Source organism: Streptomyces sp. NBC_00887 (genome assembly GCF_045207585.1).
The window spans coordinates 636,796-659,422 of the sequence record NZ_CP108788.1; the positions used below are offsets into that span (position 1 = coordinate 636,796).

The following is a 22,627-nucleotide window of genomic DNA, read 5'->3' on the forward strand; positions in this document are numbered from 1 at the left end:
GGCCGCACTGCGGTGCCGAGTATGCCAAGGCCCACAAGTCCTCCTGGTGCAGAGCTGGTTGCGCCGGCAGTAAGCGCTGTCGGCGCACAGCATGGCCGGGCGTGCGGTGCCGCACCAGAGGACAACGGGGACATCAGGAGAAACAGCGGGCGGCGAAGGAATGACCGTCGGACCGGGTGGCTCGGTTCTCGGCCGAACGGGCGGCCGTCGATGGCCTTCCGGAACACCGCCCGGCAGACTTGGCGACATGCCGACATCAAGGCGCAGTGCGGGCGTTCTGCTCTACCGGATCACCGGGGGCGGGCGGGACGTCGACGTGCTGATCGGGCACATGGGCGGCCCGTTCTGGGCGGGCCGCGAGGCGGCTTCCTGGTCGATCCCCAAGGGTGAGTACGAGCCCGGGGAGGAGCCGGCGGCAGCCGCCCGGCGGGAGTTCGAGGAGGAGCTGGGGCTGCCGGTACCGGACGGCACGTGGGTGTCGCTCGGCGAGGCGCGTCAGTCGAGCGGCAAGACCGTGACCGTCTGGGCCGTGGAGGCCGAACTGGACCCCGCGCAGGCGGTTCCGGGAACGTTCACCATGGAGTGGCCCAGAGGGTCCGGTGTGCAGCGGGAGTTCCCGGAAATGGACCGGTTCGCCTGGTGCACACCGGACGAGGCCGCGGAACGCCTGGTGGCGGGCCAGCGCGTCTTCGTCGACCGGCTGCGCGGTTACGTCCGGGACGGGCGGGCGCCCACGGACCCGTAAGTCCCGGAATCCATGTTCCCGGCGCCCGTCACCGGGCGGCCGGCCCGCAGTTCGAGACGGTCCCCCGTGAAGCGGCTGCGGAAGCTGCGGTCGTGCGAGACGACGACGACGGCGCCCCGGTACCGGGCGAGTGCCGCCTCGAGCTCCTCGACCAGGCTCAGCGCGATGTGGTTCGTCGGCTCGTCCAGAACCAGCAGATCGGCGGGCCTGGTCACCAGGCGCGCCAGGGCCAGCCTGCGCTGCTGCCCGACGGAGAGCGCGGCGACGGAGACGGTCAGGTCTTCGGGACGGAAGAGGCCGAGCGCCAGCAGGTCCTCGGCGTACTCATCGGCGAACCCCGGCCGGCCCGCGGCGAACGTGGCGAGCAGCGAGCGGCGCGTGGGCCTGACGGGGAGTTCCTGCGGGAGGAAGCCGATCCGTGCCCGGCGCCGGACCGTGCCGGCGTCGGGCGCGAGGTCCCCGGCCAGAACGCGCAACAGGGTGGACTTGCCCGCACCGTTGGGTCCGGTGATCAGGAGTCTCTGCCCCGGGCCGATGCGCAGCGCCGGCAGGTCCAGGCGGTCGCCGACGACGACGGAATCGAGCTCGGCCGGCGGCTCGGAGCTCCCTGCCCCCGGGCCGGCTGATGTCGCGAGTTCGGCCGTGAAGCTCAGCGGGCGGGGAGGCGCGGGCACAGGCGTGCGGCGCAGCGCCTCCAGACGGGTCCTTGCCGCCCTGACCTGCCCTGACAGTTTGGCTTCGTGTGATCTGCGGTGCTTGCCGAAGCCCTGCCCGGGATCCTTGCCGGTGGCCGCCAGACGTTGACCGGCCGCGCCCACCAGCTCCTCGGTACGGGCCAGCTCGGCCAGCCACTCCTGGTGCTCCTGCGCCCATCGCCGACGTGCGGCCGCCTTGGCCTTGCGGTAGCCGTCCCAGCCGTCCCCGTACCGGGAGACGCCGCGCAGGTCCCGGTCGACCTCCAGGATCACGGTGGTGGTCCGCTCCAGGAACGCCCGGTCGTGGGTGACGGCCACCACGGTGCCGCGGTGGGCGCGGAGGTGGTCCTCCAGCCAGGTGACGGCGGCGACGTCGAGATGGTTGGTGGGTTCGTCGAGCAGGAGGAGTTCCGGAGCGGCGGCGAGTACGCAGGCCAGGGCCAGTCGGGACTGCTCCCCGCCGGACAGGGTGCCGAGCCTGCGGTCCCGGCCGAGGTGGCCCGAACCGAGGCCGTGCAGCGCCGCGTCGGCCCGGGCGTCGGCCTGGTACCCGCCGCGTTCCTCGTACGCCGACAGCAGGTCACCGTACGCACCGAGCTCCGCTTCGGTGGGATTCCCGTCGGACATTGCCGCTTCGGCCGCGCCGATCAGGCGCTCCAGGGTGCGGAGCTCGGCGAGGGCCGCGTCGATCGCGTCCTGGACGGTGCTGGCGGGGTCGAGCGTGAGGGTCTGGGCGAGGTAGCCGGTGCCGCCGGGGAAGGTGACGGTGATGTCGCCGCTCTCCGGGGCCTCGGCCCCGGCCATCAGACGGAGCAGGGTGGACTTGCCGGAACCGTTCTCGCCGATGACGCCGACCTTCTCGCCGGGACGGACGGTGAGGGACACCTGGTCGAGGACGGGTCGGTCTCCATAGGCCTTGGAGACGTCTTTCATGGACAACTGGGCGCGGTGGCACTGGGGAGTCATGAGGGCTTTCCCTGGGGTGACAGGCCTCGGCAGCGCTCAGCGGAACAGCTGCGGGGCGGCGGTGTCGGTCGGCGGGAAGGACTGCGGCACGACTGCGCGACCCGGTGGGTCACGCGGCGACGCTCGGCGTCGCGCGGCGGCGTCCTGGCCGGGAATCAGAGAAAGAAGGAGTACGAACCCATGCGGTCAGTGTAATCACGCTCCGACGGATACCGGCATCGGTTTCGGCCGGGGCGGCCCGGAGCTGTGCGCTCCGAGCCGTCGTCGTGGGTCGTCGGCGGTGGCTGTCGGGCTCGCAGGGCGTGCCGGGGTCAGGTCAGGCGTACCGGCAGCGCGCCGAATCCGTGGGCGATGAACGACTCGACCTGTCCGGCCGGGACCGACAGGTCGGCCAGGCGCAGTTCCGGGAACCGGGCGAAGAGTGCGGGCGGCGCGATCGTCGCCCCGAGCCGGGCCAGCGGCACGCCGATGCAGTAGTGCACACCGTGGCCGAAGGAGAGGCGTTCCTTAGTTGTCGAGGGTCATGTATGCGACAAGACTGGGGCGGCCGCCACTTCGTGGGACCGCTCTTCGGGGCAGCAGGCGAGGGTCAGTGGTCGCTCAACGCTCCCGTGGCGTGCTGCGCGTCGTCACCTTCGGGCATCCGGCGCAGCCTGCCCGTGTCCTGCGGCCTGCTCAGGACGAGCGCCGCCACGTCGTCGCGGCGCACCCCTCCGGAGAACTTCTCCAGGTCGGCCTGGAGCGCGTCCAGCACCTGGCGGGGGTCGCGCCCCGCCCACTCGGCGAGCCGTTCGTCCAGCGGGTAGAAGGTCCCACCGGAGTCGCGGGCCTCGGTCACCCCGTCCGTGAACACCAGGAGCGCCGCGCCGTGAGGAAAGGCGAGCCACTCGGCGGCGCGCGCCTCCGTGCTGAGCTCCGCCATCCCGAGGGGTACGGACGTCCGGTGCAGGGGCACCTTCGACACCGACCCACCGCGCAGCAATCTCGGCGGAAGGTGTCCGCAGTTCACGGCCCGCACCCGGTCGCCGCCGTCGAATCCGAGCAGCAGGGCGGTGACGAACCGCTCGGCGTCCCCGGTCTCGGCGGAGAAATGGTTGTGCCGGGCCACCGCGGCCTCCAGGGCGTCGGCCACCCCGGTGAGCTCGGCCTCCCGGATGGCCGCTTCGCGGAAGGCACCGAGCGCGGCGAAGCCCGCGCCGATCGCGGGCAGTCCCTTGCCCTGGACGTCACCGATGATGACCCGTGTCCCGTAGGGCGACTGCACGACGTCGTAGATGTCGCCGCCGACGAAGCGGTCCTCCTCGATCGGCTCGTAGATCCCGTGCGCCCGGACCTGCTCGGTGACGATGGGCAACGGCCGGAGAATCTGTCGCTGGAGTGCCACGGCCGCCGAACGCAGCCGGGCGATCTCCCTGGCATGCCGGATACGGGCGGCGCAGGCCGCGACTCCCAGGGCGCTGGCCACAGCGGTGAAGCAGATGACGAAGGTGACGTCCCAGAAGGCCCCGGCGGACCCGATGAGGGACGCGGCCACCACGACCGTGACCCACAGCGCCACACAGATCGTCTGGCGGACCGTACAGAAGACCGAGGCCAGCGCGGGCAGGACCACCAGGAGCGGAATGATGGGCAGCTCCTCGCCGCTGAGGACGTCGAGGAGGACGACCATGACAGACAGCAGCACCAGCCCTGCGGCGAGCGCCCAGCTCCTGACGCGGGAGGCACCGGCCGCCGCCTCACCCGGATCCGTCCCGGGCAGCGGCGTCCGGCGCGCCGCTGCCGGCAGCCGGAGCCCCATGACCACGAAAGGCCTCTCGCCGATTCGTCGGTGTCATCCCACCTGTTCCAAACTACCTTTCCCTCGGGCCGGGGTCCTGGCGTCGGTGCGCCGCTCCGGTTCCGCAGGGACCAGCGCCGAGAGGAACGCGGTCCGGCGGCGCAGCCGGAAGCCGAGCGATTCGTAGAGCCGGATGGCGTTGACGTTCGACGCGGCCGCGTGCAGGAAGGGCGTCTCACCGCGTTCCTCGATGCCGTGGGCGACGGCCCGAACGAGCCGCGTCGCGAGCCCCTCCCCTCGTACGGACTCATCGGTGCACACGCCACTGATCTCGGTCCAGCCGGGCGGGTGAAGCCGCTCGCCCGCCATCGCGACGAGCACCCCGGAGCGACGGATGCCCAGATAGGTACCGAGCTCGACCGTGCGCGGCAGGAACGGGCCGGGCCGGGTGCGCGCGACGAGTTCCAGCATCTCCGGCACGTCGGCGGGGCCCAGGAGCACCGCCTCCGGGTCGGGTGCGGTGTCCACGCCGTCGTCCACCAGCTGCACACCCTCGGCCTGGAAGACGATCTCCCAGTCGTCCGGCGGCGGCTCCCGGAAGGCGGTGAGGGTGATGGACTCGCCCGGCCCGGCGAGCGCGGCGACATCGGCCCAGTCCTGCGCCTCGGGCCGGTCCGGCAGGGCGAGCCACGGGGTGACGTCGGGCGGGTAGCGCAGGATCCTGCCCCGGTGCTCCGCGAAGTGGGCATGGGGTCCGGTCAGCGAGGCGCGGGCCGGATTGTCCAGAGGGTGCGCCGCGTCGCCCAGAGGGTGCGCCGCGTCCGGACGCGTCGGGTCGCCGGAGGAGCTCATGCCACCGCCCCGCTCGCGTGCGCACCGACCCCTTCGGGTGCCACTGCCCGGATCCGAACGGCGGCACCGACGAACGGCACAGGAAGTCGGCTTCCCGTTCCGGGTCCGTCATGGCGGTCGCGTACACAGGCCTTGGGCATGGGCTCCTCGCTCCGGTTGGTCTCAGCAGCTGACGACAGCATCGGAAAGCCCATTCGCCATGCACCTATTCCCGGGACGTCCGACTGTTCATGAGCGTGTAATCAAGGCACCGGGCAGCGGCCCTCGACGGCCGGTGGCGGGCTCGCCCCGGCAGCCGCTGCAGGACAGTCGGCCGGATCGCGGGCCGCTAAGGGGATCGTGCCCCCAACGTGCCCTTCGCTGTGGCACCCTGGAGACGGCCGCCCCACCGGGCTCCCCCGTACCGGTGGGGCGGTTCCGTGCTTGCTCGCGCCCAGGGGCGGTTCCGTGCTTGCTCGCGCCCAGCGGGCCTGCGGGACGGGCTTCCGGGAACGGCTCCTCTGGACGGCCCCCAGGGACGGCTTCTGGGGCGATAGCGATGATTCCCGGCCAATTCCGGGCACATATGCGGCTCAAATCCGCCTTTCACGCATGCGGGCAGAGCCTCCGGGAAGGCGCCCAGACCTCATGGCCTACGACCTGAGGAGCGTGACGGCATATGACGGAGCACACCGCGCAGACCGCCGACGTGACGCGAGCAGGAGCGGCGGACGAGCTGCCGTGGATCGAGGACGCGGGAAAGATCGCGCCCAAGGACGCACGCACCCTGTCGAAGCTCTTCTTCGACCGGCTGCAGGTGCTCGAGGAGGGCACGCCCGAGTACCAGTACGCGCGCAACACGCTCATCGAGATGAACCTGTCCCTCGTCCGCTTCGCCGCGGGGCGCTTCCGCAACCGGGGCAGCGGCGACATGGAGGACATCGTCCAGGTCGGCACCGTGGGCCTGATCAAGGCCATCGACCGTTTCGACCTCTCCCGTGAGGTGGAGTTCACCTCGTTCGCCGTGCCGTATATCGTCGGTGAGATCAAACGGTTCTTCCGCGACACCAGCTGGTCCGTGCATGTGCCCCGGCGCCTGCAGGAACTGCGGGTCGAGCTCGCCAAGGCGAAGGAGACCCTGTCGGCCGGCCTGGACAGGGACCCCACCGTGCACGAACTCGCCGAGCATCTGGGCCTCGAGGATGCGGAGATCACCGAGGGCATCGTCGCCGCCAACGGTTACACGGCGGGATCGCTCGACATGCCGACCGACGCCGCGGATTCCGCGGGACACATGACGAGCGGCCGCACCTACGCGGATGTGCTGGGGAGGATCGACCCCGCCATGGAGGCGGTGGAGAATCTTCATGCACTCGCGCCCCTGCTGGGTGAACTCGACGCGCGTGAGCGCCGCATCATCGACATGCGGTTCGGCCAGGAACTGACGCAGGCCCAGATAGGCGACCGTCTGGGGATCTCCCAGATGCATGTCTCCCGGCTGCTGGGCCGCATTCTGGACAAGCTCCGCACCGGGATGTTCACGCAGGACTGACACCCGGCCCCGACCCCGACAGGCATCTCGTCGGGAGCCCATCGGGGCCTCCCCACCGCCTCCCGTGCCATCCCGGTCCGCCGCACTCCGCGCGACATGCGCGGAGTGCGGCGGACCGATTCCGGCAACACAACTGCCCTCTGTTGCTGCGGTGTTGCAGGTTCGTGGCCATCCCGACGGCACGCTTCCACCCCCTCGTGCGGCCCTCTACGGTCCGTAATCAGCCCGTCGCCGCCGCGTCGCCATCCGTGCTCGCGCGCATCCGCCACTGAACCACCGTGCGAGGAATGACATGAGCCAGCCCGTCGACTCCGTCACCGCAGGACACACTCCGCAGGACCACGACCGGCAGGACGCCGGGGCCGCCTGGTCCTTCGAGACCAAGCAGATCCACTCCGGTGCCGTCCCGGATCCCACGACCGGTGCCCGTGCGGTACCGATCTACCAGTCGACGTCCTTCGTCTTCCGTGACACGCAGCATGCGGCCGACCTCTTCGCGCTGGCCGAGCCCGGCAACATCTACACCCGGATCCACAACCCCACGCAGGACGTCCTGGAGCACCGGATCGCCGCGCTGGAGGGTGGAGTCGCCGCCGTGGCACTCGCCTCCGGACAGGCCGCCGAGACGCTCGCGCTCCTGACGCTGGCCGGCGCCGGCGACCACATCGTCTCCTCGGCCTCGCTCTACGGCGGTACGTACAACCTGTTCCGGCACACGCTCCCCCGGTTCGGCATCGAGGTGTCGTTCGTCGAGGACCCCGACGACATCGAGGCGTGGCGGTCGGCGATCCGGCCCAACACCAAGGCCCTGTTCGCGGAGACGCTCGGCAATCCGCGCGGCGACGTCCTGGACATCCGGGGCGTGGCGGACGCTGCGCACGGGGCGGGGATTCCGCTCGTCGTCGACAACACCGTGCCGACCCCGTACCTCCTGCGGCCCCTCGAGCACGGCGCGGACGTCGTCATCCACTCCGCGACGAAGTTCCTCGGCGGGCACGGCACCACCATCGGCGGTGTCGTCGTGGACGGCGGCACGTTCGACTTCGGTGCCCACGCGGAGCGCTTTCCGGACTTCCACACCCCGGACCCGAGCTACCACGGTCTGCGGTACTGGCCGGACCTGGGGCACAGCGCCTTCGCCGTGAAGCTGCGGGTCCAGCTGCTGCGCGACCTGGGGCCCGCCCTCTCTCCGCACTCCGCGTTCCTGCTGCTCCAGGGTGTGGAGACGCTGAGCCTGCGCCTGGAGCGGCACACCTCCAACGCGCTGACGCTCGCCAGGTGGCTGGAGGGCCGCGACGAGGTGTCGGCCGTGCACTACGCGGGGCTGGAGTCGAGTCCCTGGTACGCAGCGGGGCGGCGCTACCTGCCGCGCGGTGCCGGAGCCGTGCTCGCCTTCGAGCTGCGGGACGGGGTGGAGGCGGGCAGGCGGTTCGTGGACGCGGTCGAGCTGTTCAGCCACCTCGCCAACATCGGTGACGTACGGAGCCTGATCATCCACCCCGCGTCCACGACACACAGCCAGCTGACCGAGGAACAGCTCGCCGCCACGGGCGCCACCGCCGGCCTGGTGCGGCTCTCGGTGGGTCTGGAGAACGTGGACGACCTCAAGGCCGATCTGGAGGCCGGCTTCCGCGCCGCCAAGGCGTCGTCCTGAACCGGGTCGCCACGTCCCCCGCACTCCCTCTCCCGCCGGCCGCCGGAGGCTGGCGGGAGGGGGATCCGTCCGGCCGCCGCTCCTGGGTGGCGCTGGACCGTCCGCTCAGGCTCGAGTCGGGGTCCGAGCTGCCGGGCGTACGGCTCGCGTACGAGACCTGGGGCAGGCTCGCGCCGGACGGCGCCAACGCGGTGCTGGTCCTGCACGCGCTGACCGGTGACAGTCACGCGGCGGGCCCTCCCGGCCCGGGGCATCCGACCGCGGGCTGGTGGGACGCACTGATCGGGCCGGGCCGGGCGTTCGACACCGACCGCTGGTTCGTCGTCGCGCCGAACGTTCTGGGCGGCTGTCAGGGCAGCACCGGTCCGTCCTCCCGGCGCCCCGACGGCACCCACTGGGGAACCGACTTCCCGTATCTGACGGTCCGCGACCAGGTGGCGGCCGAGGCCGCGCTCGCCGACGCTCTCGGCATCGGCCGTTGGGCTGCGGTCGTCGGCGGTTCGATGGGGGGCATGCGTGCCCTCGAATGGGCGGTGAGCCGGCCGGACCGTACGGGATCGCTGCTGGTACTCGCCACCCCGGCCGCGGCGTCGGCGGAACAGATCGCCTGGGGCAGCGTGCAGATCTCCGCGATCCGCGCCGACCCGGGCTGGCGGGGCGGCCGGTACCACGACGCCCCGCCCGGCTCGGGTCCGCACCGTGGGCTCGGCCAGGCTCGGCGGATCGCCCATGTCACCTACCGCAGCGAGGCGGAGCTGGGCGCGCGGTTCGGCCGGGAGGCGCAGTCCGGAGAGCTTCCCTCGCAGGGCGGGCGCTACCAGGTGGAGTCGTACCTCGACCACCATGCCGCCAAGCTGGTGCGCCGCTTCGACGCCGGCAGCTATGTGACGCTCACCGCGGCGATGAACGGACACGATGTGGGCCGGGGCCGCGGCGGTGTCGCGCAGGCGCTGCACCGTGCGGGCATGCCCGCGCTGGTCGCGGGAATCGAATCGGACCGGCTCTATCCGCCCTCGCAGCAGGCGGAACTGGCGGCGCTGCTGCCCGGTGCGGACCGGCTCCGGATCATCGCATCACCTTACGGACACGACGGTTTCCTCATCGAGACCGGCCAGGTGGGCCGCCTCGTAGAAGAGTTACTGCCCGCTTCGTAACCGCCCTTCCCCTCCCCTACCCCTGGAGCGCCCATGAGTTCCGTAGAGCCGTCCGAAGCCGCGTACGACCGGATGAGACTGCGTCAGTGGTCCCGCGGCGGCGCCAGATCGGCGGGGGTCGACCGCCGCGATCTTCTGAAGCTGGTCGTGGCGGCGTCGGCTGCCGTCCCGCTGATACCGGCCGCCGCCTCGCCGGCCCATGCGGCGGGAACCCTGGCAGGGGTGGTGAAGCCGCTGCCGCCGGAGCTGTTCACGGTGCGCGGCACCAACGCGGAGACGAACTTCGCCGCACTGCGCGACACCGGGCTGCTCACCCCCGTCGACCGCTTCTTCGTCCGCAACCACACCGCGACACCCCGCATCGAGGCGGCGGACTGGACGCTGACGGTCTGGGGCAGCGGGCTGGAGGGCGGGCCGGTGGACTTCTCGTACGCCGCGTTACGCGCCCTGCCGTCCGTCACCCGTACCGCGTATGTCGAGTGCGCGGGCAACGGCCGCAGTTTCTTCACCTCGCAACAGAACCAGCAGGTCAGCGGCACCGCCTGGACCCTCGGTGCGATCGGTACGGCGCGCTGGCGCGGGGTGCGGCTCGCCGATGTGCTGCGGCTGGCCGGAATCGGCAGGAACGCGGTCGACGTCCTGCCGCGTGGACTGGACGCGGAGGTCGTCAGCGACGGGACGAACCTGGGCCGGGTGCGCAGGCCTCTGCCGGTGTCGAAGGCTCTGGACGACGTCCTCCTCGCCTACGAGATGAACGGCGAGCCGCTGCCGCCCGACCACGGCCATCCGGTCCGGCTGATCGTCCCGTCCTGGGTCGGCATCGCGAACATCAAGTGGGTCGGTGACATCGAGGTGAGCGCGGAGCCGCTGCTGAGTCCGTGGAACACGGGCCTGTACCGGCTGTTCGGACCCGGGTACCCGCCGGAGGGCAGCGATCCGCTGACCCGGCAGACGCTCAAGAGCGCCTTCGAGGTGGCGCCCGGTGCCACCTTCGCCGCCCACCGCAGGCACCTGCTCACGGGCCGGTCCTGGTCGGGCGGCGCACCGGTGCGTCTCGTCGAGGTCAGCACCGACGGCGGCACCCGGTGGCGGCCCGCCCGGCTGCGCGACGAGCCCAGGAGCGGCAGCTGGGTCCGCTGGACGGCCGACTGGGTTCCGAAGGAGACCGGCCCCGCCGTGCTGCTCGCCCGGGCGACGGACCGGTCGGGCCGTACCCAGCCTGCGACGGCGGCCCACAACGCCCAGGGCTACCTCTTCGACGCGGTGGTCCGCCACCCCGTGACGGTCGCCTGAACCGTCCCGCCGCTATTTCGACGCGGTGGTCCGCCACCCCGTGACGGTCGCCTGAACCGTCCCGCCGCTATTCGGCGCGGCCCGCGTAGTACGTGGCGATCATGTCCTCGGCTCCGTGTCCGGCCGCCTCCGCCCGGGTGAACCGCTCGGCGGAGGCGGCGACCAGATCCAGCGTCACCCCGGACGTCTCGGCCGCGTCGAGGATCAGCCGGGTGTCCTTGAGCGCCGTGGAGAGCGCGAAGCTCGGGGTGAGGTCACCGGAGAGCACCGCGGCGGACTTGCCCCGCAGATACGGGGTGTCGAGCGGGCCGCCCCTCACCGCGTCCAGGAACAACTGCGGGTCGATACCGAGCCCTTCGGCGAGATTGAGGCATTCGTCCACGCCGTTGACCAAGTTGATCACCCAGGTGTTGGTGACCAGTTTGAGCCGGGTGGCCGCTCCCGGGTCCTCCCCGACCCATACGGTGCGCTGCCCGATCGCGTCCAGGACCGGCAGCGCCGTCGCGCGGGCGGAGGAGGGACCGGAGACGAACACCGTGAGGGTGCCCTGCTCGGCGGGCTGCCGGGTTCCGGAGACCGGGGCGTCCAGGTAGACGAGTCCGAGGCCGGCGGCCCGGTGGACGAGGTCGGTGGTGGCGTCGAGGCCGACGGTGGAACTCTGCAGCCAGACCTGTCCGGGGCGGAGTCCGGGGGCCGCGGCGGTGAGTGTCCGGGCCACGGACGGGCCGTCGTTCAGCGCGGTGAGGACGACATCGGCGCCGCGCACCGCTTCCTCCGCGGTGTCCGTCACGGTTGCCCCGTCCGCGGCAAGAGGCGTGGCCTTGGCCTGCGTACGGTTCCAGGCGCGGACGGGGAGTCCGGCCCTGAGCATGCTGCGCGCCATACCGGATCCCATGATCCCGGTGCCGAGGACCGCGACGGTCGGCGTGGGGGCGGCGGTGGTCAAGGGGGCATTCCCTTCCTCGGTGCGCCCCGCACGGCTGCGGCGGAGCGACGGGACTCAAGCCTGCCGCAGCGCGCCGTCGAGTACGGCGCGGTGTACGGCCCGGGCGAGTCGTGATCCCCAGCGTGAGCGCGGGCCGGCGAAGGGTTCCCCGGCCTGCGACCCGGGGTCCGGAGCGGCGACGCACACGGCGTCCGTCGGGGTGCCCGAGCAGTTGAGGCCGGCGTCCACGAGCGCTTGGACCTTGGCTTCGGTGGCCGTTGCCACGGCGTTGACCAGAGCGGCGTCGGAGAGGGCCACGGGGACGGTGACGACGATGTTGACCGTGCCCGGCGGCAGCGGGCCGTCGGTGCCTCCCGCCGGGTCCGCGGCCCATCCCCGTACCCCGAGACCGCTGGTGACGGTGGCCGTGACGCCCGCGTCGCACGCGACGGTGTACGCGGTGACGTCCGCGGCCGTCATCAGACCGGCCCCGGGGCCGCCGAGCTCCTCGGCCGCGGCGATCTCGGCGAGGTGCCGGTCCGGGTCCAGCCGCGGGTATCCACCCGGTACCTGCGCATTGAGAATCCAGGCCCGCGGCCCTATGCCGCCGCCCAGGACAGCGCTGCTGCAGACCCGCCAGCCGGGTCCCAGCCGCCAGACCAGGTGGTGGAGGCGGAGGCCTTCCTCCTGCCTGGCCAGCAGTTCACCGCGCTGTCCGGGGATGCGGGTCCGTACGGATTCGATGGCGCACCCCCGGGGACAGGCCGCCCGACGGTCGGCGACGGCGCGTCGATCATACGTGCGGAGCGGGACCGCATCCCCGGTGCACCCATGAGGGTGCTCACCCGAATGGCGTAACGGATGGAAGGGGCCGATACAGGCTTTGCGCGGGGCCACCGCCCACCCCGGCTGCTCCGGGCCGCCCACTGCCCGAGCCGGGAGGTTGCAGCGTCCAACCGGGTGAGGCGCGATGGAAGCCGGACGCGTCTTCTCTGCTGGACCCACCCACAGGGCGTGCCCGGGCGAGGAGGAATCGGCCATGGGAGCCGCTGACGGTTTCACGGATTCCGGAGAACTCGACGGTCTGACCGTCTACGACAGTGATGGCGAGAAGGTCGGCAGTGTAGGACGGGTGTACGTCGACGACGACACCGGCAAGCCCGACTGGATCACGGTCAAGACCGGCATGTTCGGCATGAAGGAGAGCTTCGTACCGCTCGCCGGAGCCCGCCGCGTGGGCTCCGACCTGCACGTCTCGCACACGAAGGACCGCGTCAAGGACGCCCCCCGGGTGGACGCCGACGCTCATCTCTCCGTGGCCGAGGAGGAAGAGCTCTACCGGCACTACGGCATGACCAGGAAGACCACCGGCACCGACGGCGGCGACGCGCGCACCACGTCCGGCACCGGAACGGCAGCCATGGGCGCCGCCGGAGCCGCGGGAACGGCCGGCGCCGCGGGAACGGCCGGCGCCGCGGGAACGGCCCGCCCCGGGACGACCGGCAAGGCGACCGCGGTCGGCACCACGGGCGCAGCCACCTCGGGGGCCGGCATGGGCAGGCACCGTGACACGGAGACGTCCTCCACGTCGCGCCCGCTCGCCGGAGCCGGGGCCGGGGCCCAACGGTCCGCCGCGGGCACCGGGGGCCGGGAGGAGATGGTCCGTTCCGAGGAACAGCTCCTCGTCGGTACGGAGGAGTACGAGAGCGGAAAGGCACACCTGCACAAGTACGTCGTGACCGAGAACGTCACCCGGACCGTACCCGTGTCCCACGAGGAAGTACGCGTGGTGCGCGAACCCATGCGGCCGGGCGAGAAGTCGACCGGAACGACGAGCATCGGCGAAGAGGACGTCGAAGTCACCCTGCACGCCGAACGCGCCACCGTCCGTAAGGAGGCCGTCCCGGTGGAACGCGTCCGCCTCGAAACCAACAAGGTCACCGAGCAGAAGGAAGTCTCCGCCGAACTCCGCAAGGAGAAGATCGACTACGCGGACGGCAAGGACATGGGCAGCGGCAAGGACACGGGCGGCGAGTTCGGCCAGGGACGCCGCCGCTGACCCCCTCACTCAGCGGCGACAGGCCGCGCGACAAGCAGCGAGGGGCGGGACCCGGACGACAAGGGCCCGCCCCTTCGCCGTGGGTCAGCCGGAAGCCGGGCCGCCCGCGGCGCCCCCCGGCAGGAAGCGCACCGAAGGCCTGCCGTCGGGCCCTTCGGGCGTCACCACCGCCCGTACCCGGTAGACGTCGGCGATGAGTTCCCCGGTGATCACCTCCGCGGGCGTTCCGCAGGCCACCACCCGTCCTTCCTTCAGCACGGTGACGCGGTCGCAGAACGTCGCGGCCAGGTTGAGGTCGTGCAGCGCCACGACAGCGGTGACGGGCAGCGCGGAGACGAGGGCCAGCAGCTCCAGTTGGTGCTGGATGTCCAGATGGTTCGTCGGCTCGTCCAGGAGGAGTTCACGAGGCTGCTGCGCGAGTGCACGGGCGATCTGGACGCGCTGGCGCTCGCCGCCGGACAGGGTGTGCCAGGACTGCTCGGCGCGTTCGGCGAGGCCTGTGCGCTCCAGCGCCTCGATCACGGCGTCCTCGTCCTCGCGGCCGGGCGCCGTCCAGGCACGGCGGTGCGGGATGCGGCCGAGGCGCACGACGTCCAGGACACTCAACTCGACCTGGGTGGTGGCGTGCTGGTCGACCACGGCGACGCGTCGGGCGACGGTGCGGCGGCCGGTCTCCGCGAAGGTCCGGCCGTCGAGGGTCACGGTGCCCGCGCCGGGGCCGAGAACTCCGGCCAGGATGCGGAGGAGCGTGGACTTGCCTGATCCGTTCGGCCCCAGCAGTCCGAGCGTGGCACCGGGCGGCGGCGCGATGTCCACACCGTCGCGGCCCGTCGGTCGCTCACGGCGCGGCGGGCGGCGACGGCTCGGCGGACCCCTGGTGCCAGGGGCCCTTCGCGTCGTCGTACGCGTCGGCGTAGTCCGGTCCCGCGATCGGCCAGTCGGCGAGCAGCTCTTCCGGCAGCGCGAAGGACTCGACCAGTTCGGGTGCGTGTGCGGCGACGGCTGCGATCAGTTCCTCGGTGGCTTCGGGCAGTTCGTCGACCTGCTGGGGGGTCAGGTGACCTGCCGCCAGCAGGTCCCCGCTGTTGCGGGCCACCCACTGGAGGGCGAAAAGCCGCTCCAGTTCGGCCAGCCGCTCCCGGGCGGCGCCCTCGGGGAGCGTTGTCAGCGCCTCGGCGTAGCCTTCGGCCGCCTGTCTGTACGCGTGGGCCTCGACCCCGCGCAGTGCGGCTCCGGAGGCCGCGTTCCACCGCGCGAGGGGGTCGCCGTGCGCTGCCCGGAGCGCGCGTTTCCTGGCCCGGGCGAACCAGATGTCCTCCACCGCGTCGAGGAGCCTGCCGAGGAACCGGGGGTCGGCCAGCTCACCGGGGGTCCGGTCGGCCGGGGTGTCGCCGGTCCCGTCCGCCGCGTCCTGCGAGGGGTCCACGGAGGCGGGTTCGGGGGCGAAGACCATGTCGGCCGCCGCCTTGGCGTGGACGGCGAGGTTGTCGCCCTCCGCCGTGATGGCACCTTCGATTCCGGTGACCAGCTCCGTCATGCCGTTGTTCTCCAACAGTGCCTGCGCCCCGCAGCGTTCACGGCACTCGACGATGACCGAGCGGGCCTGCCAGGTGATCCACCCCTTGGCGACGGCCACCAGGCGCTCCGCCTCCGCCCTGTCCGCGTCGGTGCGGCGCTCCCACCGGTCGAGTGCCCTGCGGTGCAGCAGACTCATGGCGAAGACGGTGGCCATCGCCGAGGCGAGCGGCCCGTGGTGGGTCCGGTGGGCGTTCACCGGAATCTGCCCGGCGCCCCGGGCGCCGGAGACCATGCGATGGCTGCCGTAGCGGACGGCTACCGCAAGCGTGGCGCGGGCGGAGCCGGCCGCGCAGGCGCTCATGGAGATCCGCCCCGGGGTCACACGGCCGATGGATGTCAGGAAGCGGCGCCGCCGGTCGGCGGGGGTGCTGCTGACCTCGCCGTCCCCGCCGAGTCCCCTCCCTTCCCCCAGCAGGGCGTCCCGCCCGACGAACAGCCGGTCGAACGAGGTCAGGCAGTGGTCCACGGGGCTGCCCATCCGGGCCGGCAACCGCCGGATCCGTACCCCTGGAAGAGCCTGTACGTCGTCGGTGAGCGGCACCAGGAAGAGGTGGACGCCGTGGTCCTTACCGTCGGCGAGGAGACGTGCGGCGACGAGACCGGTCTTCGGTCCGCCCGCCGGGCTGGTGTTGGGCATGAACTTCTGCGCCCCCGCGTTCGGGGTGCGCAGGACGAACCCGTCCCGCTCACGGTCGTACGTCGCGGTGGTCTCCAGGGAGGCCGCGTCGTTGCCGTGCGCCACCTCCGTACAGAGGAACGTGCCGATGCGCCGCATCCCCAGGAAGTCGGACAGATCGCGGTCCGTGCCTGCGTCGTGGTCGAGGAGACTGCCGAGGAAGAGGCTGTAGTGGATGCCCGCCACGGTGGTGAGCGCGGGGTCCACCGGGCCCAGCCATTCGTGCAGGGCGGCCAGCGCGCGCGGGTCGGCTGCGAGGCGGGCTCCGCTGTCGAGGGAGCGGTTGAGGATGCGCAGCCGGTCGTAGGCGAGGGCGAGACGCTCTTCGGGCGTACCGCCCGCGGGGCGGCGGAACGGTTCTGTACCGATCAGCCGCCGCCAGAAGCCGTGCTCCCGGCGGAAGTCCGCGCCGAGGACGACGCCGGTCAGCAGATCGGCCGTGGACGGTTTAACGGTGTCGGTAAGGGTCACGGTCATGAAGGACTAAACGACCGGGGCGGGCGGGAGGACACCGGCGTTGTCAGGCCTTGGGGACAGGTGCCCCGGTCAGTCCCGCCGCCAGCTCCTCCACATCGGGCGGAAGGGCACCGGCCCGTGCGACGGTCACGGCGGCCGATGCCGCCGCGTGGCGCAGCACGTCGCCCAGCGTCCCGGTGTCCAGTGAACGCAGCCGCGCGCGGCCGCCCTCTCCGAGCAGTCCGTGCGCAGCCAGGCTGTGCAGCGTGCCGGACATGAACGCGTCACCCGCTCCCACGGTGTCGACGACCCGGACGGGCACCGCGTCGACCTTCACCGTCGCACCGGGGAGAACCGCCAGCGCCCCTTCGGCTCCCCGCGTGACGAGGACGACCGCAGGACCGGAGCGCAGCCACCGCCCGGCGGTCTCCTCCGGTGTCTCACCCGGGTACAGCCACGCCAGGTCCTCGTCGCTCGCCTTGACCACGTCGCTGAGGGCGACACAGCGTTCGACCCTGCGTACGGCCTCGGTGTGGTCTCCCATCAGCTCAGGGCGCACATTCGGGTCGTAGCTGACGGTCGCGGTCGCCCGGAGTGCTTCGACGGTGGCCAGGACCGTACCGGCCCCCGGCTCGACGACGGCGGCGATCGACCCGGTGTGCACATGCTGCGGCGGCCGCTCCGGCGTCACCGGGGCCAGTGACCAGGTGATCTCGAAGGTGTACGAGGCCCGCCCCGCGTCGTCCAGGGTGACGGCGGCGGACGGTGTGGGCGCGCCGCGCCCGTCGGTGTGCACACGGACGCCTGCCGATGCCAGATGGTCCCGGATGAGCCGTCCGTTCACGTCCTGGCCGAGCTGGGTGAGGAGCGTGGTGCTCCGGCCCAGGCGGGCCAGACCGTATGCGACGTTCGCGGGGCTGCCGCCCGCGTGGACGCGGTCTGCCGCGCCCGGCTCCCGGACGATGTCGGCGACGCATTCGCCGATGACCAGCAGAGCGAGTCTGTCGAGCATGAGGAGGATCTCCAGGAGTGGCGCCGGGCGGGAGTGTCCGGCACGCGGTGGTCGGCGGACACGCTGCCGCCGATTCTGCCTCGTGCGCGGAGGGTTCCGGGAGACCCCGCGCCCGGTACCGACACCAGGGGCGTCCCTCACGCGCGGCGGTGCGTGCGGACGTCAGCCGATGCCGTCTCCCGTGACGGGTCCCGGCCGGCCGCTGAGCCGTACGGCAGGGCCGGCGGCGCGACGGACCCACAGCAGGGCGCCTGCCAGCAGCGCCGTGGCACCGAGCAGCCAGGGCAGGGGGCCTGCGGGCAGCACACCCGTGACCAGCCCTCCGGCCGCCCCGACGAGCTGCAACGAGAGTGACTGCACGGAAAGGGCCGTCGCTCGGCCCGAGGTGTCGACGCGGCGGTGCAGGAGGTCGTTCTCGCTGGGACCGGCGGCCCCGAGCCCCAGGTACACCAGGGCGTATCCGGCGACGGCCAAGGTCAGGGCGGCCGCCCCGGTGAAGGACACGGTCGCTGCGAGCATCAGGAGACCGGTGGCACTCGCCGCGAGACTCGCCAGGACCGCACGCTCGCTCCCGCCCGCGAACCGGGCGACGAGCGGGGCGATCTGACTGCCGACTGCCGAGCAGACGAACCCGACGGCTGCCAGTCCCGCGAAGAGCACCGCCCCGGACTCGGAGGCTCCGGTGATGGCTGCGGCGCGGCCGGGCGTGAGCAGTTCGAGTGCGGCCAGCGCGGTGCCGGCGGCGCCCGCGGTCATCAGGATGCGGCGGATCAGCGTGTCCCGGGCGCCGAGCCTCAGACCCGCGCCGATGGCCTCCGGAACACCGCGCAGCACACCCCGCAGGGTGGCCCGGGGGCGGGGAGGTTCGGGCAGTGCGGTGAGGGCGTAGAGGACGAAGACGGTCTCGACGGCCACACCCAGGAGGACGGGGACGGAGAGCGGCAGTACGAGGTCGGAGGTGTACGCGCGCAGCCGGGCGCCGAAGTCCGGGCCGAGGCCGAGCAGCCAGGGCAGCGCGCCGCCGAGCATCATGCCGAGTGCCATGGCGGCCGAGGACGCGGCGCCGCCGCGCGCCAGTCCCGTGCGCAGGTCGGTGTCGGGGCCGGAGCGGGCGTGCACGGTGTCGACGTACCAGGCTTCGGCCGGTCCGCTGGACAGGGCCCGGCCCGCGCCCATCAGCGCCATGCCGAGGGCGAGGACCCAGCCGGCCGTTCCGAGTCCTATGAGGGTGAGGGCGCACACGTTGAGGATTCCGGCGCCGGCCAGGACGGTACGGCGCCCGATGACGTCGGAGAGCCCGCCGGTGGGGAGTTCCAGGGCGGCGGCGGTGAGGGAGTGTGCGGCGAAGGCCGCGGCCACGGCGGCGAGGGCCAGGCCTCGTTCGGTGAAGAGCAGAACCATGGGCGCGGCGGTCAGGCCGGCCGGCAGCCAGAACAGGAACGACACCGTGACGAAGCGGCGCCGCGCGGTGCGTTCGTCCAGCCCGGTGCGCGCGGTGGCGGGCGCGGGCCGGGTCATGAGGTGCCCTGGGAGCGCGGGCCGGCCTCGGACGTGACGTCGGCGCGAGTGCCGCCGGTACGTGTGTCGCGGTCGGAGCGGAGGTCCGCGGTGAGGGGATTCGCGGACTCAGGTGACGTGGGTTCGCTCGCCGCCAGCGGGAGTCCGGCCGTGACCAGCACGACCTGCTCGGCCCTCGGATCGTGCTCGTCCCGGGCGTTCAGCTCCGCCACCTTGGCTTCGAACGCGTCCCAGAGCTCTCTCAGGGATTCCGGTGTCAGTCGGAGCATCAGGTCGCTGACACCGGAGGGCTCGTGCCACTCCTCCCCCAGCCTGCCGTCCTCGATGTCCGCCTCGTGCTGGACCACCGATTGCTGCAGGTGCTCGAGCGAGCGACGCCAGAACGTGCCCAGCACCGCCCGGCCCTCTGACGTGGCCAGCATCCCATCGTTGCTCCACGAGGTGACGGCGTGCACGGCCTGCCACCGTCGCTCGCGGCCGTCCCGGTGCTCAGCCTCCGCGACGAACGCGTACCTGGCCAGCACGCGCAGGTGGTAGCTGGTCGACGCCGACGACTCTCCCGTCCTGACCGCCAGCTCGCTCGCGGTGGCCGGACCGTGCTGCCGCAGCAGGCCGAGCAGCCGGAGACGCAGCGGGTGGGTGAGCGCCTTCAGCGCTGCCGAGTCCTGCGCGGGATCGAGTTTTCGGGGTGAGCCGTCGCTGTCCATGGCAGCAGGCTAGATGAGATCCGCACTTTCCCAAAGTATTTTTGCAGAATATTTTTGGGAAACCTGTTCAGTCGTTCCGCGCCCCCTCCAGGGCGTCCGCCACCAGCGCGAGGAAGCGGGCATGGGCTTGGGGACTGCACAAGGGCTCCGGGTTCCACGGGACGATCCACACCGCCTCCGTGGCCGCCCGCCAGTCCGGTGCACCGATCTCACCGAGCGGGGTCGCGTTCGACCGGACGTCCGCGAGGACGACGTCCGGCCGGAATTCCGCCGCCCGGCCCCAGTCCGTGGTGGACCAGTTGACTCCCCCGCCCGCGGCCGGTGACACGAGGTTGACCCCCAGCTCGGCCAGCACCCGCAGCTCGGGCCACATCGGCGGGCGGGCGATGTGGGCCTGCTCCTGGCCGGCCGGGGACAGTGCCACCACCCTCGGGCCGCCGGGAACGGCTCCGGCCACGGCGCGCAGCCGCGCCCTGGCGGCTTCCAGGTCCTCGGCGACACCCGGGACCGGTGCGCCGCCGAGCGAGCGGGCCAGCTCGGCGAACCGTTCGGCTGTGCGGTCCAGCGTGCGCGCCTGACCCACGTCGATCACGGCGACCGGTACCCGCCCCTCCAACTGCTTGGCGGCGTCCGGGTCCAGCCCGTAGACCTGTCCGTGGCCGTAGCTGACGGCGACGACCAGGTCCGGCCGTCCGCGTAAGAGGGTCTCCACGTCCAGGCCCGCGCCCGCACCCCGGTAGTCGACGGTGTCCAGCGGGAGCGTGCCGGTCTTCGCCCGGTCGGGCGCCGTACCGTCATGGCCGGAACCGAAGATCCCCTCCGGGCGCACACCGTAGTCCCACAGCGTCGCTCCGGCCTGGACGTAGGCGAGCACGCGCGAAGGGCGCCGCTCCGCCGCCAGCTGCTGCCCCCGGTCGTCCGCGAACCTCCACGCACTCTGCTCCGTCACGTCTCTCACTCCTCCGTACCGGCTGCCTCGGCCCTCACCCGGGCTCGCAGCTGACTACCTGCCCAGCCGGTCGTCGCCACACCCCTCGGTGGAACGTCCCACATAGGCGAGTGGCCCCGGATCGGGGACCTCGATCTCACGGAATCCGAGGCGGTCGTAGAAGGCCCTGGCCGGGGTGTTCGCCACCAGCATCGACAGATGGACGGCCGGGACCCCCTTGGAGTGGAGCGCGTCCAGGAAGGTGCCCATCAGCTCCCTCCCGTGCCCCTTGCGCTGCCAGGGCGGCAGCAGGTCGATGTGCAGATGCGCCGGATGTCCGTCCAGCTCGGGAAGGATCATGCGTTCGGGGTTGTAGAGAAGCGCGGTCATCTCCTCGACGGAGGTGCTCGGCGTTCCGTCGGGCCGGGGGAAGCGTTCCGTCACCAGCGGGAGCCAGACCTTGCGGAACGCGTCCACGAACTGCCGGGTGTCCGCGGTCCCCAGGATGTAGCCGACCGCCTGCCCGGACCCGTCGTCCAGGACGAACGTCAGCTCGGGTTCGAGGTACGCGTAGGGCGCCGCGAACAGCGCCGGCATCAGCTCCGGATCGGGGTACAGATGCCGGGAGTCACCGCCGTTGTCCGCTGTGCGGATGCAGATCTCCGCAAGGGCCTCACGGTCGCCGGGTCGGTAGGGACGTACGTGCGCTGCCTGGGTCATCGCCCCATCCTGCCTATTTGGGAGCGCTCCCACAAGGGCTTTGCCCTCAGCTGTCGCCGCCCTTCAAGCGCCCGAGTTCGACGTTGAACTGGGCACCGGCCAGAAGTGCCAGATTGGTGAACCAGATCCAGATCAGGAAGACGACCAGACCGGCCAGCGAACCGTACAGCCGGCTGTAGCTGCCGATGTGGGTGGCGTACAGAGCGAATCCGGCCGACGCGAACAGCCACAGGAACGCCGCGAGCACTCCGCCCGGCAGCCCGCGCCGGACGCCCCGGGCGGTACGCGGACCGGTGCTGAAGAGGACCAGGATCAGACAGGCGACCAGGCAGAGCAGCACGGGCCACTTGAGGACCGCCCAGACAGTCTCACCGGCGTGGGTCAGGCCAGTCCGTTCCCCGAACCAGCGGGCCAGCGGACCGGTGAGGACCAGGGCGAACGCGCTGGCCATCAGCAGGACGAGCAGTCCGATCGCGGACGCCACGATGATGTGCGCCTGGCGCAGGGCGGGCCTGGTGTCCTTCACGTCGTGCATGGCGTGCAGCGCTCTGCGGAAGACCGCCAGGTAGCTGGAGGCCGACCACACGGCGCTGACGCTCCCGGTGGCCACGAGGAGCCAGACGGCGGTGCGCTCGTGGGTGGCCGCCTCCAGGGGCTGGCGCAGCGCCGCTCCGGACTCGGCGGGCGCGAAGGCCGTGATGTCGATGATCAGGGCGTTGGTGGCGCCGGGGCTCGCGAGGCCGATGACGGACACCGTGACCAGGAGCGCCGGGAGCAGGGCGAGGATGGCGTAGTACGTGAGGGCCGCTGCCCAGTCGGAGAGGTCGTCGTTCCAGAGCGAGAGGGGAGTACGGCGCAAGGCGGTGCGCCAGCTCGGTGCGGCCCGCCCGGAAGGGGGCGCGGTGCTGTCCGCGGCGGGGGCGTCGGTCCTGCTGGGCACGCTGGTACTCCGGGGGACGAAGGAAGAATCGGCGGGCCGGACGGCGTCGGAGAACGGCCCGGCTGCCACCTTTCTCTCATGCCTCCGTATCGCAGGTGTATTCCTGGGCGCTCAGTCGTTGACAGCTGTCAGCAGCACCACGGCGTCCTCGAGTGCCAGCAGCCCGTGCCGTTCCTGGGGAATCGGGTGCAGCCCGCCCGTGGTCAGTTCCACGTCCCCGGAGGCGGCGGTGAGCCGGACCCGGCCGCGCAGTACCTGGAGCGAGGCGGCGGGGGGTGCGTTGTGCTCGTCGAGGGCGGATCCCGAGGTGAGTGCGATCACCGTCTGCCGCAGCGGTTCCTGCCGCAGCAGCAGGTGCGCGCTGCGCCCGTGCGCGCTGGCGCGGGCTGCGGTCAGGTGCTCGTCGGCGAGAGCGTTGAGATCATCCATACGACCACTGTG

Annotated in this window: 20 protein-coding genes and 1 pseudogene; 6 read left to right on the top strand and 15 right to left on the bottom strand. The window is 72.1% G+C overall.

All coding sequences use genetic code 11. The annotated features are described in order from the left end of the window. Positions 1–247: 247 nt before the first annotated feature. On the top strand, positions 248–745 hold the full coding sequence (locus OG844_RS03045) for an NUDIX domain-containing protein (RefSeq protein WP_406387923.1): 498 nt from the start codon (positions 248–250) through the stop codon (positions 743–745). Here OG844_RS03045 and abc-f read toward each other — a convergent pair. From abc-f to OG844_RS03065, 4 genes are all read right to left on the bottom strand, one after another. Continuing rightward, positions 709–2,406, bottom strand: a complete 1,698-nt coding sequence (gene abc-f / locus OG844_RS03050; protein WP_406387924.1) for a ribosomal protection-like ABC-F family protein — start codon at positions 2,404–2,406, stop codon at positions 709–711. The two genes, OG844_RS03045 and abc-f, sit on opposite strands and share 37 nt — an antisense overlap. Before the next feature lie 311 nt (positions 2,407–2,717). Then, entirely contained in the window at positions 2,718–2,888 is a 171-nt protein-coding gene (locus OG844_RS03055) for a hypothetical protein (protein ID WP_406387925.1), read from the bottom strand. 107 nt (positions 2,889–2,995) lie between these two features. Beyond that, positions 2,996–4,210 carry a PP2C family protein-serine/threonine phosphatase gene (locus tag OG844_RS03060; protein ID WP_406387927.1) on the bottom strand — a complete coding sequence of 405 codons (1,215 nt, stop codon included), beginning with the start codon at positions 4,208–4,210 and terminating at the stop codon, positions 2,996–2,998. Between the two features lie 27 nt (positions 4,211–4,237). After that, entirely contained in the window at positions 4,238–5,035 is a 798-nt protein-coding gene (locus OG844_RS03065; RefSeq protein ID WP_406387928.1) for a GNAT family N-acetyltransferase, read from the bottom strand. 658 nt (positions 5,036–5,693) lie between these two features. Here OG844_RS03065 and OG844_RS03070 point away from each other — a divergent pair. From OG844_RS03070 to OG844_RS03085, 4 genes are all read left to right on the top strand, one after another. After that, the gene (locus OG844_RS03070; RefSeq protein ID WP_406387929.1) at positions 5,694–6,566 is read left to right on the top strand and encodes an RNA polymerase sigma factor SigF; all 873 of its coding nucleotides are present in this window, start codon (positions 5,694–5,696) and stop codon (positions 6,564–6,566) included. 292 nt (positions 6,567–6,858) lie between these two features. Beyond that, positions 6,859–8,220: a bifunctional o-acetylhomoserine/o-acetylserine sulfhydrylase gene (locus OG844_RS03075; RefSeq protein WP_406387930.1), complete on the top strand. Its 1,362-nt coding sequence runs from the start codon at positions 6,859–6,861 to the stop codon at positions 8,218–8,220. After that, positions 8,217–9,374 (top strand): homoserine O-acetyltransferase, encoded by a 1,158-nt coding sequence (locus tag OG844_RS03080; RefSeq protein WP_406395979.1) that lies wholly within the window; start codon positions 8,217–8,219, stop codon positions 9,372–9,374. Before OG844_RS03075 ends, OG844_RS03080 begins: the two co-directional genes overlap by 4 nt. Before the next feature lie 33 nt (positions 9,375–9,407). After that, positions 9,408–10,667: a sulfite oxidase gene (locus tag OG844_RS03085; protein WP_406387931.1), complete on the top strand. Its 1,260-nt coding sequence runs from the start codon at positions 9,408–9,410 to the stop codon at positions 10,665–10,667. A 67-nt stretch (positions 10,668–10,734) separates the two neighbouring features. Here the strand turns inward: OG844_RS03085 and OG844_RS03090 are convergent, their stop codons facing one another. Together OG844_RS03090 and OG844_RS03095 are read right to left on the bottom strand one after the other, a co-directional pair. Continuing rightward, the gene (locus OG844_RS03090; protein WP_406387932.1) at positions 10,735–11,613 is read right to left on the bottom strand and encodes an NAD(P)-dependent oxidoreductase; all 879 of its coding nucleotides are present in this window, start codon (positions 11,611–11,613) and stop codon (positions 10,735–10,737) included. 54 nt (positions 11,614–11,667) lie between these two features. Then, positions 11,668–12,291 carry an adenosylcobinamide amidohydrolase gene (locus OG844_RS03095; protein ID WP_406395981.1) on the bottom strand — a complete coding sequence of 208 codons (624 nt, stop codon included), beginning with the start codon at positions 12,289–12,291 and terminating at the stop codon, positions 11,668–11,670. Between the two features lie 340 nt (positions 12,292–12,631). Here OG844_RS03095 and OG844_RS03100 point away from each other — a divergent pair, with 340 nt between their 5' ends. Next, a complete protein-coding gene (locus OG844_RS03100; protein WP_406387933.1) occupies positions 12,632–13,651 on the top strand; it encodes a PRC and DUF2382 domain-containing protein in 1,020 nt (339 codons plus the stop codon). 84 nt (positions 13,652–13,735) lie between these two features. Here the strand turns inward: OG844_RS03100 and OG844_RS03105 are convergent. From OG844_RS03105 to OG844_RS03145, 9 genes and pseudogenes are all read right to left on the bottom strand, one after another. Continuing rightward, positions 13,736–14,473: pseudogene (locus OG844_RS03105) on the bottom strand (ABC transporter ATP-binding protein); the annotation flags it as partial. Positions 14,474–14,489: 16 nt separating this feature from the next. Further along, the gene (locus OG844_RS03110) at positions 14,490–16,382 is read right to left on the bottom strand and encodes an acyl-CoA dehydrogenase (protein ID WP_406387934.1); all 1,893 of its coding nucleotides are present in this window, start codon (positions 16,380–16,382) and stop codon (positions 14,490–14,492) included. A gap of 43 nt (positions 16,383–16,425) precedes the next feature. Further along, the gene (locus tag OG844_RS03115) at positions 16,426–17,373 is read right to left on the bottom strand and encodes a carbohydrate kinase (RefSeq protein ID WP_406387935.1); all 948 of its coding nucleotides are present in this window, start codon (positions 17,371–17,373) and stop codon (positions 16,426–16,428) included. Between the two features lie 162 nt (positions 17,374–17,535). Continuing rightward, a complete protein-coding gene (locus tag OG844_RS03120) occupies positions 17,536–18,891 on the bottom strand; it encodes an MFS transporter (RefSeq protein ID WP_406387936.1) in 1,356 nt (451 codons plus the stop codon). Next, positions 18,888–19,598, bottom strand: coding sequence for a helix-turn-helix domain-containing protein (locus tag OG844_RS03125; RefSeq protein ID WP_406387938.1), 711 nt, complete (start codon positions 19,596–19,598; stop codon positions 18,888–18,890). The genes OG844_RS03120 and OG844_RS03125 overlap by 4 nt, the downstream gene beginning before the upstream one ends. Before the next feature lie 67 nt (positions 19,599–19,665). Continuing rightward, positions 19,666–20,547 carry an ABC transporter substrate-binding protein gene (locus OG844_RS03130; protein ID WP_406387939.1) on the bottom strand — a complete coding sequence of 294 codons (882 nt, stop codon included), beginning with the start codon at positions 20,545–20,547 and terminating at the stop codon, positions 19,666–19,668. 54 nt (positions 20,548–20,601) lie between these two features. Further along, entirely contained in the window at positions 20,602–21,246 is a 645-nt protein-coding gene (locus tag OG844_RS03135) for a GNAT family N-acetyltransferase (protein WP_406387940.1), read from the bottom strand. A gap of 46 nt (positions 21,247–21,292) precedes the next feature. Then, the gene (locus OG844_RS03140; RefSeq protein WP_406387942.1) at positions 21,293–22,186 is read right to left on the bottom strand and encodes a YihY/virulence factor BrkB family protein; all 894 of its coding nucleotides are present in this window, start codon (positions 22,184–22,186) and stop codon (positions 21,293–21,295) included. A 111-nt stretch (positions 22,187–22,297) separates the two neighbouring features. Beyond that, on the bottom strand, positions 22,298–22,615 hold the full coding sequence (locus tag OG844_RS03145) for a cupin (RefSeq protein ID WP_351176990.1): 318 nt from the start codon (positions 22,613–22,615) through the stop codon (positions 22,298–22,300). Between the last annotated feature and the right edge of the window lie 12 nt (positions 22,616–22,627).